9 protein-coding genes are annotated in these 12,797 nt (G+C 73.0%); 3 read left to right on the plus strand and 6 right to left on the minus strand.

The genetic code is table 11. The features are described from left to right. The first annotated feature begins 12 nt into the window (after positions 1-12). The gene (hrpB, locus tag ACX27O_RS21305) at positions 13-2,553 is read left to right on the plus strand and encodes an ATP-dependent helicase HrpB (RefSeq protein ID WP_458939963.1); all 2,541 of its coding nucleotides are present in this window, start codon (positions 13-15) and stop codon (positions 2,551-2,553) included. A gap of 8 nt (positions 2,554-2,561) precedes the next feature. Here the strand turns inward: hrpB and ACX27O_RS21310 are convergent, their stop codons facing one another. Then, a complete protein-coding gene (locus ACX27O_RS21310) occupies positions 2,562-3,287 on the minus strand; it encodes a PP2C family protein-serine/threonine phosphatase (protein WP_030335040.1) in 726 nt (241 codons plus the stop codon). Between the two features lie 273 nt (positions 3,288-3,560). On the opposite strand from ACX27O_RS21310, the gene ACX27O_RS21315 reads away from it, so the two are divergent. Continuing rightward, positions 3,561-6,170 carry a glycoside hydrolase family 9 protein gene (locus ACX27O_RS21315; protein WP_458939964.1) on the plus strand — a complete coding sequence of 870 codons (2,610 nt, stop codon included), beginning with the start codon at positions 3,561-3,563 and terminating at the stop codon, positions 6,168-6,170. Between the two features lie 65 nt (positions 6,171-6,235). Here the strand turns inward: ACX27O_RS21315 and ACX27O_RS21320 are convergent, their stop codons facing one another. Further along, positions 6,236-6,892 (minus strand): HAD family hydrolase, encoded by a 657-nt coding sequence (locus tag ACX27O_RS21320; RefSeq protein ID WP_210860168.1) that lies wholly within the window; start codon positions 6,890-6,892, stop codon positions 6,236-6,238. A 209-nt stretch (positions 6,893-7,101) separates the two neighbouring features. On the opposite strand from ACX27O_RS21320, the gene ACX27O_RS21325 reads away from it, so the two are divergent. After that, positions 7,102-8,016 carry a hypothetical protein gene (locus tag ACX27O_RS21325; RefSeq protein WP_358126398.1) on the plus strand — a complete coding sequence of 305 codons (915 nt, stop codon included), beginning with the start codon at positions 7,102-7,104 and terminating at the stop codon, positions 8,014-8,016. 474 nt (positions 8,017-8,490) lie between these two features. On the opposite strand, the gene ACX27O_RS21330 is transcribed toward ACX27O_RS21325, so the two are convergent. Genes ACX27O_RS21330 through ACX27O_RS21345 form a run of 4 tightly spaced genes read right to left on the minus strand, consistent with a single transcriptional unit; the run spans position 8,491 to position 12,787 of the window. Beyond that, positions 8,491-8,748: a UBP-type zinc finger domain-containing protein gene (locus tag ACX27O_RS21330; RefSeq protein WP_279517376.1), complete on the minus strand. Its 258-nt coding sequence runs from the start codon at positions 8,746-8,748 to the stop codon at positions 8,491-8,493. Then, positions 8,745-10,316 carry a Na+/H+ antiporter gene (locus tag ACX27O_RS21335; RefSeq protein WP_358136291.1) on the minus strand — a complete coding sequence of 524 codons (1,572 nt, stop codon included), beginning with the start codon at positions 10,314-10,316 and terminating at the stop codon, positions 8,745-8,747. The genes ACX27O_RS21330 and ACX27O_RS21335 overlap by 4 nt, the downstream gene beginning before the upstream one ends. Before the next feature lie 37 nt (positions 10,317-10,353). After that, a complete protein-coding gene (locus ACX27O_RS21340) occupies positions 10,354-11,319 on the minus strand; it encodes a TIGR03885 family FMN-dependent LLM class oxidoreductase (protein ID WP_030335052.1) in 966 nt (321 codons plus the stop codon). Positions 11,320-11,371: 52 nt separating this feature from the next. Next, positions 11,372-12,787 (minus strand): NADP-dependent succinic semialdehyde dehydrogenase, encoded by a 1,416-nt coding sequence (locus tag ACX27O_RS21345; RefSeq protein WP_357638565.1) that lies wholly within the window; start codon positions 12,785-12,787, stop codon positions 11,372-11,374. Between the last annotated feature and the right edge of the window lie 10 nt (positions 12,788-12,797).

Here is a 12,797-nt window from a genome sequence, read left to right on the forward strand (position 1 = left end):
CGAGACTGGGCCGTGCTCTCCGACGTAACCCTCGATCTGCCGGTCCGTCCGGTGCTGCCGGCGCTGGTCGCGGCACTGGACGAGGCCGGCGCCGGCGTGCTGGTGGCCCCACCGGGCACCGGCAAGACCACCCTCGCGCCGCTGGCGGTGGCCGACCGGGTGACCGGTCGGGTGGTGATCGCCCAGCCCCGCCGGGTGGCGGCGCGGGCCGCTGCCCGGCGGATGGCCGAGCTGCTCGGCGAACGGGTCGGTGAGCGGGTCGGCTACGCGGTACGCGGCGAACGCCGGGTCGGCCCGGCCACCCGGATCGAGGTGGTCACCACCGGCCTGCTGGTCCGCCGGCTGCACCACGATCCGGAGTTGCCCGGCACGGGTGCCGTGCTGCTCGACGAGTGCCACGAACGCCAACTCGACGCCGACCTCGCGCTGGCCTTCACCGTGGAGGCGCGCGCCACCCTCCGGCCGGATCTGTGGCTGCTGGCGATGTCGGCGACCCCGGACACCGACCGGTTCGCCGCGCTGCTGGGCGGGCCCACCCCGGCCCCGGTGGTCCGCGCCGACTCAGCATTGCATCCGGTGCAGCGGGTCTGGGCGCCCCCGGCCCGCCCGATCGCCGCGCCCGGGGCCGGGCCGGTGGACCGGGCCCTGCTCGACCACGTCGCCGCCACCGTCCGGCGGGCGCTGCGCGAGCACGACGGCGACGTGCTGGTCTTCCTGCCCGGGGCCGGCGAGGTCGCGGCGGTCACCGGCCGACTGACCGACCTGCGGGACACTGTCGCGCTCCTGCCCCTGCACGGCCGTCAACGCGGCGCCGAGCAGGACGCCGCCCTGCGCCGCGCGGACCGACGGCGGGTCGTCCTGGCCACCGCGTTGGCCGAGACCAGTCTGACCGTCCCGGGCGTGCGGATCGTGGTGGACGCCGGGCTCTCCCGGGTGCCCCGGATCGACCTGGCCCGTGGGTTGGGCGCGCTGGTCACCGTGCCGGTCTCCCGGGCCGCCGCCACCCAACGGGCCGGCCGGGCCGGCCGGGAGGCCCCCGGGTACGTCTACCGCTGCTGGTCGGCGGCGACCCACGAGCGGCTGCCCGCCCGCGCCGAACCGGAGATCGCCACCGCCGACCTGACCGGTTTCGCGCTGGAGCTGGCCGCCTGGGGCCGACCGGACGGCGTCGGGCTCGCGCTGCCCGACGCGCCGCCGGCCGCCGCGATGACTGTCGCCCGGGACACCCTGCGGACCCTGGGCGCCGTCGACACCGACGGTCGGATCACGGCACGGGGGCGGTCGATCGCCGCCGCCGGGGCGCATCCGCGGCTGGCCCGGGCGCTGCTCGACGGTGCCGACCGGGTCGGCGCCGACCGGGCCGCCGAGGTGGTGGCGGTGCTCGCCGAGGAGAGCGCGGCCGGCCCCGGTGACGATCTGGTCGCCGGTTGGCGTCGGCTGCGCACCGGCGTGGACGCGGGCGCGACGGCCCGCTGGCGTGCCGAGGTACGCCGGCTGCGCGCCGCGCTGCCGACCGGTGCCCCGGCGGCGGGTCGCGTCGACGCCACCGGCCACCGCGGCGCGGGTGGGCTGAGCGACGATCTCGCCGCCGGGCTGCTCGTTGGTCTGGCGTACCCGGAACGGTTGGCCCGGGTGCGGCGGCCGGGCGGTTCGGCGTACCTGATGACGGGCGGGACCGCCGCGGAGCTGGCCGCCGGCTCGGGGCTGACCGGGTCCGACTGGCTGGCGGTCGCGGTCGCGGACCGCACCCCCGGCGCGCCGTCGGCCCGCGTCCGCCGGGCCTGCCCGGTGGACGAGGCGACGGCCCGGGAGGCGGCCGGCCCGCTGCTGCGCACCGACCGTGAGGTCGGCTGGTTCGACGGGGACGTGGTGGCCCGGGAGGTGACCCGGCTGGGCGCGATCGAGCTGGTCCAGAAACGGCTGGACCGGCCGGACCGGGCGGAGGTGGCCGCCGCGCTGCTCGCCGGCCTACGTCAGGACGGCCTCGGGCTGCTGCAGTGGACGCCGGCGGCGCGGGCGCTGCGGGAGCGGCTCGCGTTCCTGCGGCACCACCTGGGTGATCCGTGGCCGGAGGTCGACGACACCTCGCTGCTCGACGCCGCGCCGAGCTGGCTGGGCCCGGAGCTGGCCGCCGCGCGACGCCGGGCCGACCTGGCCCGGGTGGACGTGCCGTCGGCGCTGCGCCGGCTGCTGCCCTGGGCGCAGGCCGCCCGCCTGGACGAGCTGGCCCCGGAGCGGATCGACGTCCCCAGCGGCTCCCGGATCCGGCTGGACTACGGCGACCCGGCCGCGCCGGTGCTCGCCGTGAAACTGCAGGAGACGTTCGGCTGGCCGGCGGCCCCCCGCATCGCCGACGGTCGGGTGCCGGTGCTGCTGCACCTGCTCTCCCCCGCCGGCCGGCCGGTGGCGGTCACCGCCGATCTGGCGTCGTTCTGGCGCACCGGCTACCCGCAGGTCCGCTCGGAGCTGCGCGGGCGCTATCCCCGGCACCCGTGGCCGGAGGACCCGGCCACGGCGACGCCCACCCGGCACGCCACGCCACGTCGACGCTGAGCGCCGGCCTACTCCTCGACCACGTCGGCCACCACGACGGTGACGTTGTCCGGCGCGCCGGCGTGCAGGGCCAGGTCGATCAGTTTGCTGGCGCAGGCGCCCCGGTCCGGATAGCCGCCGAGCACCTCGGTGAGGGTGTCCGGGCGGACCACGTTGGAGAGGCCGTCGCTGCACAACAGCCACCGGTCGCCGGCCCGGGGCACCATCGTCGCGTACGACGGGGAGACCTCGTCACCCTGCAGGGCCTGGGTGACCACGGCGCGGCGCGGGTGGCTGCTGGCCTGGTCGGCGGTGATCACACCCTGGTCCACCAGCATCTGGACGAACGTGTCGTCCCGGGTCACCTGCTTGAGCACGCCCTCACGGAACAGGTAGGCGCGGGAGTCGCCGACGTGCGCGAGGGCCAGGCAGCTGCCGGTACGGGCGAAGAGCAGGGCGGTCAGCGTGGTGCCCATGCCCTGGCGCTCAGGATCCTCGGCGACCGCCTGCCGGATCCGGGAGGTGGCCAGCGCGATGCCGCCTTCCAGCGCGGCCACCAGGGCGTCCTCGGGTGTCTCGACGTCCAGCGGGGCGACCGCGTCGATGGTGAGGGCGCTGGCCAGGTCGCCGGCGGCCATCCCGCCCATGCCGTCGGCGACGGCGACGAGCCAGGTGCCGGCGTGCAGGGCGTCCTGGTTTCCGCTGCGGATCAGCCCACGGTCGCTCGTTCCTACGGAACGCAGCTTCAGGGTCATGGGAGGCAGCCTGCCAGGCGAAGGGCGCAGTTGTCTCTAGGAGATCAGGACGACGGCGCGTGGCGCGGCCAATCTCACGTTCGGGTGGCGGCGCGTCGCGGAGCACCCGCCGGGGTGACCGCCCTCGTCGCACGCCGGAACCCATCCAATCAGATCAATTGACATGAGGTACCGACGCTGGAAACATCGAGCCGACAACTGGGAGCGCTCCCAGAATTCGTCGCCCCACAGTGCCACCACCACGTCCCACTTCCCGTCCCGGAAGGACTCCCCGTGACGCCATCCCGACGCCGCCTCCTGTTGGCTGCGGCGACCACTCTGGCCCTCACCGGCGCGGGCGCCGGCGCGGCCCACGCCGACCCACCACCGGACGCCCCCGAGCAGATCGACAACGGCGACTTCAGCGCCGGGGTGAGCCCCTGGTTCTCCTTCGGCACCGGCCCGCTGGCGGTCACCGACGGCCGGCTCTGCACCACCGTGGCGGGCGGGCTGGCCAACCCGTGGGACGCCGGCATCGGCCAGGACGGCGTACCGCTGATCGCCGGCGCCGAATACACCCTCGGCTTCGATGTCTCCGCCACCCCCGGCGCCGCGGTCAAGGCCGTGTTGCAGCTCGGCAGCGCCCCCTACACCACGTACGCGGCGGTGGACGCCACGGCGACCGGCACCGCCCAGCGGGTCGAGCAGACCTTCACCGTCCCGGACACCAACCCCAACGCCCAACTGATCTTCCAGGTCGGCGGTGCCGCCCAGGCGCAGACCATCTGCCTGGACGACGTCTCGCTGCGCGGCGGCGAGCCGCCCGAGCCGTACGTGCCGGACACCGGGCCACGGGTGCGCGTCAACCAGGTCGGCTACCTGCCGGGCGGCCCGAAGAACGCCACAGTCGTCACCGAGGCCACCGAAGCGCTGCCCTGGCAGCTGCGCAGCGCCGCCGGCGCCGTCGTGGCCAGTGGCACCACCACCGCTCGCGGTGTCGACGCCGCCTCCGGGCAGAACGTGCACACCGTCGACTTCTCCAACTACCGCACCCCGGGCACCGGGCTCACGCTCACCGTGGACGGCGAGACCAGCCACCCGTTCGACGTCTCCGGCGCCCTCTACGACCAGCTGCGCTCCGACTCGTTGCAGTTCTTCTACGCCCAGCGCAGCGGCATCGCCATCGACGGCGACCTGATCGGCGACGAGTACGCCCGACCCGCCGGCCACCTCGGCGTCGCACCCAACCAGGGCGACACCAACGTGCCCTGCCAGCCGGGGGTCTGCGACTACTCGCTGGACGTGCGTGGCGGCTGGTACGACGCCGGCGACCACGGCAAGTACGTGGTCAACGGCGGCATCGCCACCTACCAGCTGTTGAACACCTTCGAGCGGACCAAGACGGCGGCCACCGCCAACGGCGGCGCCGAACTCGCCGACGGCACGCTGCGGGTGCCCGAGCGCGACAACGGGGTGCCGGACATCCTCGACGAGGCCCGCTGGGAGCTGGAGTTCCTGCTGCGCATGCAGGTGCCCGCCGGCAAGCCGCTCGCCGGCATGGTCCACCACAAGATCCACGACCAGAACTGGACCGGGCTGCCGCTCGCCCCGCAGGACGACCCGCAGCCGCGCGAGCTGCACGCACCGTCGACGGCGGCCACCCTCAACCTCGCCGCCACCGCCGCCCAGTGCGCCCGGCTCTTCGCCCCGTACGACGCGACCTTCGCGGCCCGCTGCGACACCGCCGCGAAGACGGCCTACGCCGCCGCCAAGGCCCACCCCGCGGTGTACGCCAGCCCGACCGACGGCACCGGCGGCGGCGCGTACGACGACAGCAACGTCACCGACGAGTTCTACTGGGCGGCGGCCGAGCTGTATCTGACCACCGGCGCGCAGACCTACCTGGCCGACCTGACCGCCTCACCGCACCACACCGGCAACGTGTTCGACCCGCGGGGCTTCGGCTGGCAGAGCGTCGCCGCGCTGGGCCGCCTCGACCTGGCCACCGTGCCGAACGGGCTGCCCGCCGCCGATCTGGCCCGGGTCCGCGCGTCGGTCACGGCCGCGGCCGACACGTACCTGGCCGAGCTGCGCCGCCAGGCGTACGGGCTGCCGATGCCCGGTGACGCCAACAGCTACTTCTGGGGCGGCAACAGCAACGTCATCAACAACGCCGTGGTGCTGGCCACCGCGTTCGACCTGACCCGCAACGCCGCCTACCGCGACGGTGCCGTGCAGGCGATGGACTACATCCTCGGTCGCAACGCCCTGAACATCTCCTACGTCACCGGGTGGGGCGAGCACGCCGCGGAGAACCAGCACAGTCGGATCTTCGGCCACCAGCTCGACCCGAGCCTGCCCCGACCGCCGGCCGGTTCCCTCGCCGGTGGCCCGAACGCGGCCCTCCAGGACCCGTTCGTGGCGCAGTTGCTGGCTGGCTGTGAGCCGATGTTCTGCTACGTCGACGACATCAACTCGTACTCGACCAACGAGGTGGCGATCAACTGGAACTCGGCGCTGACCTGGATCGCCTCGTTCCTGGCCGACCAGGGTGACGCCGGCGCGGTACCGGCCACCACCTGCTCGGTGGCGTACACCAACTACGGCGCCTGGCAGGGCGGCACCGGGTTCACCGCCCAGCTGACCATCCGCAACACCGGGTCCACCGTCGTCAACGGCTGGAACGTGCGCTTCGCGTTCACCGGCAGTCAGCGGGTCCGCGAGGCGTGGCTGGCGAAGGTCACCCAGTCCGGCGCGACGGTGACCGCGCGCAACGAGTCGCACAACGCCAAGATCGCGCCTGGCGGCTCGGTGATGTTCGGCTTCAATGCGACGACCAGCGGCGGCGCCAACCCGAGCCCTGGCCTGATCACCGTCAACGGCGCGGCCTGCTCGCTGACCTGATCCCCGTCCTGGTGGCCGCCCGGGGAAGGCGGCCACCAGGACGGCACGAACACGCGGTCGGCGGGTCAACCGCCGGCCGCGTTGTGCGTCGCGACGAGGCTCGGCAACTCGACAAGCGAGTCGATCCGGAACAGGCACCGCTCGGCCACCTCGGAGGGGTCGAGGATGTACCCCCACGGACCCCGCCGGATCAGGCACGCCTTCATGCCAACCTCCAGGGCCGGGCGGACGTCGTTGTCGGGTCGGTCCCCGACGTACAGGATCGACGACGCGACCCCGCCGCCCGCGTCGACAACCCGCTCGAAGAACGCCGGTGCCGGCTTCGCCACGCCCCACCGGTGCGACGTGCCGATCACGTCCACAGGAAGGTCGAGATCGCGCAGGGTCGCCTCCGCGTGAGCCGGCTGGTTGCCGGCCAGGCCGACAAACAGGCCCTGGTCCTTCAAGGACGTCAGGCACTCACGCGCGTCCGGGTACAGGTCCTCCTCGGCGAACGACTCCGGCCGGCCGGCGGCCTCCCGACGGGCCAGCTCGGTGGTGAGATCGAAGTCGGGCCGGAAGACCCGGAACACCTCCTGATAGTCCAGCCCCCTGGCGATCACCGTGCCGAAGACCGCCGAGAACGTGTGTCGGGGCACGCCGAGCCAGTCGGCCCAGTCGGCGAACTCGCGGGACTCGTCGAGAATGGTGCCGCCCACATCGAAGAAGACCGTGCTGATCATGTTTGTCCCCGTTCCTCGTCGCGGTCGCTGAGGGCGCTGCCGCTGTCGCTGTCGCTGTCGCGCGGTCGCGGTGTCGCTGGAGCCTAGGTGGGGTTGCCGGCACTCGGTGACCCTCTCGGCGGCGCTGTCGAGCTGATGACGTGGATGAATCACCGGACCGGCGGCAAAACCGGTGGAGCGGTAGGGCGGCGTCAGCCACTGTGAGGCCCATGGATGGCGACGAACTGGCCGGTGCGGAGCGTCGGGTGTGGGCGGCGATGCCGGCAGGGACGCGGGCCGCGCTGGCCGGACTGTCCGGGGCGGACCTGCGGACTCTGCTGTTGGCGGTGGCCCGCGACCGGGCGGCGGCGGTACGCCCGTCGGAGGTGGTACGCCGCTGGCGCGAGGACCGTTTCGTCCGCCCGTCCGGCGCGGATCCCCGCGTCCTCGCTCGGCTGGAGGCCCGGATGTGGCAGATGCTGCCCGCCGACGTCTCCGGTGTGGAGCTGTCGCCGGTCGTACCGGTCGGCACCTGCTCGGCGGTCGCCCGGGGCGGCCAGAACAGGATCGTCACCACGATGCGCGCCAGCGAGGTGCTGAGCGACCCCACCAACGCCCTCGCGGTCGAGGCCGCGGTGCGTCGCCGTCGGCAGAGCGAGGTGCACCTGGCCGCCGTCCACCGGGTGCTGCGGGCGCAGGACTTCGGCGCCGGGACGTCGGCGCACTTCCGGCTCTTCGCCCTGGTGTCCAGCGCCCGGGACACCGGCTCGGGCGACACCCAGGCCCGACTGCTGACCCGCCACCTCACCTACTGGCGGACCGTTCTCGCCGAGCTGGCACCGGACGCCGCACCGCAGCTGCACGTCACGACCTTCGACGACGACGTCGTCCGGGAACGGCTGGCCGACACCGTCCGACCAGCACTCGACGGGGGTGGCGTGCCGCTCGTTGACGAGCCGGAACGCACCCGCGCTCGCGGCTACTACACCGGTTGCGCCCTTCGGATCACCCTCCTCGGCGGCGACCTGGAGATCGGCGACGGCGGCCTCACCGACTGGACCGCCCGGCTCAACGGCGACGCGAAGGAACGCTGCCTCGTCTCCTGCCTCGCCACGGAACGGCTGGCGGACCACGTTGTCCCGTGAGACGGGCTTGCATCGGACGCTGGACTGGACCTTCGAAACCTCCGGCAGCACACTGCGGCCGGCACAAAACTGTCGTACGCCTGTTCTATTTTCGGTCCATGGTGGAGAAGTTGGCGCAGCCTGTCGATGTCAGGTCGGGTGCCTGGTTCGTCAGTTCCGATCAGGCAGCCGCGTAGGACGGCCGCCACCGCTCACGGGAGTCAGATGTTCTGGCTACGGACGTGACGGGCGCCGCGCTGTGCGGGGCATCGGGGTGCACGTGACGGTTCTAGGGTCGGTGGATGGGCACCTCCGCGGGATTCCGCGGCCGCTGGCGGTCGTTGTCGCCGCTGCCGCCGCCTGGTCGGCTGCACACCCTGTCGGTCCGATCGGTTGGTCGGTCCTGGCCGGGCTGCTCGCGGTCACCGGGCTGATCGTGCCGCCGCTGACCCGACGGGCCCTGACGAACCGCGCCGAGCCGCTTCCGGCCAGCGCTCAGCCGATCTCCTCGTCGACGTAGCACCACCGCCAGGCCTCGCCCGGCTGCGCCGAGCGGATCACCGGGTGGCCGGTGGACGCGAAATGCTTGCTCGCGTGCTGATTGGGCGACGAGTCACAGCAGCCGACCTGCCCGCAGCTGAGGCAGGTGCGCAGGTGCACCCAGTAGGTGTCGCCGATGGCGACGCAGTCGGCGCACTCGTCGGGGGTGCGTGGTTCGGCGGCACCGGCCTCGGTCAGGTGCTGACAGCTCACTTCTCAACCTCTCGCAGCAACGACTCTTCCAGGTCCAGGTCGCGGTAGGCCTGCACCAGCACTTCCTCAGGGATCCGACCGGAGTCCCGGGCAGCCCGGAACACCTCCCGCTCGGCGTCGATCATCTCCTGTCGCAGCCGACCGTACGCCTGCGACGGGGTCTCCCGCTCGTCGCCGCCGAGTCGTTCCCACGCCATGTTGGTGCGGTCCTCCACCGCTCGGCGCAGCCGGGCCACCACCGGGTCCGGGGCGGTGTCGGCCAACTCGTCCAGGCGGCCCTGGGCGGCCCTGCTGGCCTGCTGCTGCACCCCGGCCGCGGAGAGCGCGTCCTGCACCGCGTCGTCCGGCGGCAGCTTCAACCGGCGTGCGACGAGTGGCAGGGTGGCGCCCTGCCCGACCAGGGTGAAAACAATCACGGCGAAGGCCAGCCAGATGAACAACGCCCTGGGGTACGGCTCGTCGCCGGCCAGGGTCAGCGGCAGCGCGAGCGCGGCGGCCAGGGTGACCACGCCGCGCATGCCGGCCCAGCCGATGATGATCGGGACCTTCGGCGACGGCCGGGCGTCACGGCGGCGGACCCGGGGGACCAACCGGGCCAGGTAGGTGGCCGGGAAGAGCCAGACGAACCGAGTCAGGAAGACGGTGGCGAGCACCGCGAGGGTGATCAGGGTGAGCGAGCCGATCGGCTCGTCGAGTTCGCGTAGCACGTCCCGCAGTTGGAGCCCGACCAGCAGGAAGACCAGGCCCTCCAGCAGGAATCGAACAAGTCGCCAGAACGCGCCGATCTGCAACCGGGACGCCGCCGACAGCAGCTGCGGCAGCTTGTGGCCGAGCACCAGACCGGTGACGACCACCGCGACCACGCCGGAGGCGTGCAGGTGTTCGGCGGTGAACACCACCGCGAACGGGATGATCAGCGACAGCGCGTTGTCCAGCAGCGGGTCGGTGATGCGCCGGTGCAGGAAGCCGAACACCAGCGCCCCGAGCGCCCCGATCAGGATGCCGCCGCCGGTGGCCCGCAGCACCTCGACGGCGACCTCCGCCGTGCCGACGGCCGAGCCGACGGTGGCCATCGTCGCAACCCGCAGCAGCACCAGGGCGGTGGCGTCGTTGACCAGGCTCTCGCCCTCCAGGATGGTGACGACCCGGCGGGGCAGCCCGACCCGGCGGGCGACGGCCGTGGCGGCCACCGCGTCCGGTGGGGCGACCACCGCGCCGAGGGCCAGGCAGATCGCGAACGGCACCTGGGGCAACAGCAGGTGCAGCACCAACCCGACCACGAACGCGGTGAACAACACCAGGCCGACCGCGAGCAGCAGGATCGGCCGGATGTTGTTCTTGAACGCCGGCACCGAGGTCTCCAGCGCGGCCACGTAGAGCAGCGGCGGCAGGATGCCGATCAGCACCAGCTCCGGCTCCAGGTGCACCTGCGGGAAGCCCGGCACGAATGAGAGCGCCAGGCCGAGGACGACCAGCACGATCGGCGCGAGCAGGCCGAGCCGGCGGGCCAACGCGGCGCCCAGGGTGGCGATCGCCAGGAAGACGACGACCGGGAACAGGCTTTCCATGGGGTACGAGCCTAGGGGTACGTGAACACCGCTCTGCTCAGCCGCCCGGGCGCAGCTTCGGCAGCACCTCCGCGCCGAACGCGTCGATGAATCCGCGCTGCTCCTGCCCGACGTGGTGCAGGGCGATCTGGTCGAAGCCGAGTTCCAGGTACTCCTCCAGCCAGCCGACGTGCCGGCCCAGGTCGGAGGAGACGTTCACCACCTCGGCGACGCGCTGCGCCGGCACGTCGGCGGAGACCACGTCGAAGTGCTCGGCGGTCTCCAGGTCCCAGCAGACCGGCGGGGGGAAGACGTTGCTGCGCCACTGGTCGTACGCGATCGCCTCGGCCTGTGCCTGTTCCGGCGCCCAGGAGACGTGCACCTGCAGGTGCAGTGGTCCACGCCCGCCCGCGTCCCGGTACGCGTCGATCATCTCGCGGAGGTGCGCCACCGGGGCGTTCACGGTGATCAGCCCGTCCGCCCATTCGGCGCACCAGCGGGCGGTGGCCACGCTGACGGCGGCGCCGACAAGTGCGGGCGGCTGCTCGGGGCGGGTCCACAGGCGGGCGCGATCCACCCGGACCAGCCCGTCGTGGCTGACCTCCTCGCCGGCCAGCAGGGCGCGGATCACGTCGACGCACTCGCGCAGCCGGGCGGAACGCACGTCCTTGCGTGGCCACGGGTCGCCGGTGATGTGCTCGTTGCTGGCCTCGCCGGTGCCCAGCGCGGCCCAGAACCGGCCCGGGTACATCGCGCCGAGGGTGCCGATCGCCTGCGCGATGATCGCCGGGTGGTAGCGCTGACCGGGTGCGTTGACGACGCCGAACGGCATACCGGTGGCCTGCAACGCCGAGCCGAGCCAGGACCAGGCGAAGCCGGACTCGCCCTGCCGGGCGCTCCACGGGGAGAAGTGGTCGGAGCACATGGCGGCGTCGAAGCCGGCCCGCTCGGCGTGCATCACCGCCTCCAACAGGGCGCGCGGACCGATCTGCTCATGGGAGGCGTGAAACCCGAACGACGTCATGGGCACACTTCCTACCCACGACGGCGCCGGCTGACGCGTGCCGCACCGCGAACTATTCGGCGTGCGCGCCGGCGCCGGCCGAGGCGGCGCCCTCGCCCACCCAGACCGTCTTGGTGTTGCAGAACTCCCGCATGCCCAGCGCCGACAACTCGCGCCCGTACCCGGAGTTCTTCACGCCACCGAACGGCAACTCGGGGTAGGAGGTGGTCATCCCGTTGATGAAGACGTTGCCGGCGTCCAGGTCGGTGGCGAAGCGCTCCTGCTCGGCCGGGTCGCGGGTCCAGGCGTTCGAGCCGAGCCCGAAGCTGGTGCCGTTGGCGACAGCGATGGCCTCCTCGTACGACGACACCCGGAACAGGCCGGCGACCGGGCCGAAGACCTCCTCCGACCACATCCGCATCTGCGGGGTGAGGTCGGTGACCACCGTCGGCGGGTAGAACCAGCCGTCACCGGTCGGCCGCTCGCCCCCGCAGAGCACCGTCGCGCCGTTGTCCACCGCGTCGCGGACCTGGGCGTGCACCTCGTCGCGGCCCCGCTCGCTGGCCAGCGGCCCGACGTCGGTGTCCGGGTCCATCGGGTCGCCGACCCGGAGTGCGGCCATGTTCGCGGCGAACTTCTCGGCGAACGCGTCGAAGACGTCGGTGTGCACGATGAACCGCTTCGCGGCGATGCAGGACTGGCCGTTGTTCTGGCAGCGGGCGGTGGTGGCGACCTCGGCGGCCCGGTCCACGTCGGCCGAGGGCATCACCACGAAGGGGTCGCTGCCGCCGAGTTCGAGGACCGTCTTCTTCAGCTCCCGTCCGGCGATCTGGGCGATGGAGCGGCCGGCGGGTTCGCTGCCGGTGAGCGTCGCGGCGCGTACCCGGGGGTCGCTGAGGATGCGGTCGACGGCGTCCGAGCCGACCAGCACGGTGGTGAACGCCCCCTCGGGGAAGCCGGCGCGGCGGAACACGTCCTCCAGCAGCAGCGCGGTCTGCGGCACGTTCGAGGCGTGCTTGAGCAGCCCGGTGTTGCCGGCCATCAGCGCTGGCGCGGCGAAGCGCATCACCTGCCAGAGCGGGAAGTTCCACGGCATCACAGCGAGCACCACGCCGATCGGCTGGTAACGGATGAACGCCCGGGTCGCCTTCACCGCGTCGGCGTCGGCCGGCTCGTCGGCGAGGAACGCGGGGGCCTTGTCGGCGTAGAAGCGGGCGGCAGTGGCGCACTTCGTCACCTCGGCCTGCGCCGCGGCGTACGTCTTGCCCATCTCGGTGGTCATGATCCGGGCGATCTCGTCGCGCTCGGCGTCGAGCAGGTCGGCGGCGGCGTTCATCCACCGGGCGCGCTGGTCGACTGTCGTCTCCCGCAACTGCTGGAACGCGAGGTCGGTGCGCTCGATGGCACCGTCGAGCTGCTCGGTGGACATCGCCTCATAGGTCTTGAGCACCTGGCCGGTGGCGGGGTTGGTGGTGGCGATGTGGGGCATCTCGTCCTCC

The organism is Micromonospora sp. SD19 (genome assembly GCF_054462275.1).

Excerpts from the sequence above, each read along its gene's own strand:
- ACX27O_RS21320 (WP_210860168.1), bottom strand. The coding sequence starts at position 6,892 with ATGATCAGCACGGTCTTCTTCGATGTGGGCGGCACCATTCTCGACGAG.
- ACX27O_RS21325 (WP_358126398.1), top strand. The coding sequence starts at position 7,102 with ATGGATGGCGACGAACTGGCCGGTGCGGAGCGTCGGGTGTGGGCGGCG.
- ACX27O_RS21310 (WP_030335040.1), bottom strand. The coding sequence starts at position 3,287 with ATGACCCTGAAGCTGCGTTCCGTAGGAACGAGCGACCGTGGGCTGATC.
- ACX27O_RS21335 (WP_358136291.1), bottom strand. The coding sequence starts at position 10,316 with ATGGAAAGCCTGTTCCCGGTCGTCGTCTTCCTGGCGATCGCCACCCTG.
- ACX27O_RS21345 (WP_357638565.1), bottom strand. The coding sequence starts at position 12,787 with ATGCCCCACATCGCCACCACCAACCCCGCCACCGGCCAGGTGCTCAAG.
- ACX27O_RS21340 (WP_030335052.1), bottom strand. The coding sequence starts at position 11,319 with ATGACGTCGTTCGGGTTTCACGCCTCCCATGAGCAGATCGGTCCGCGC.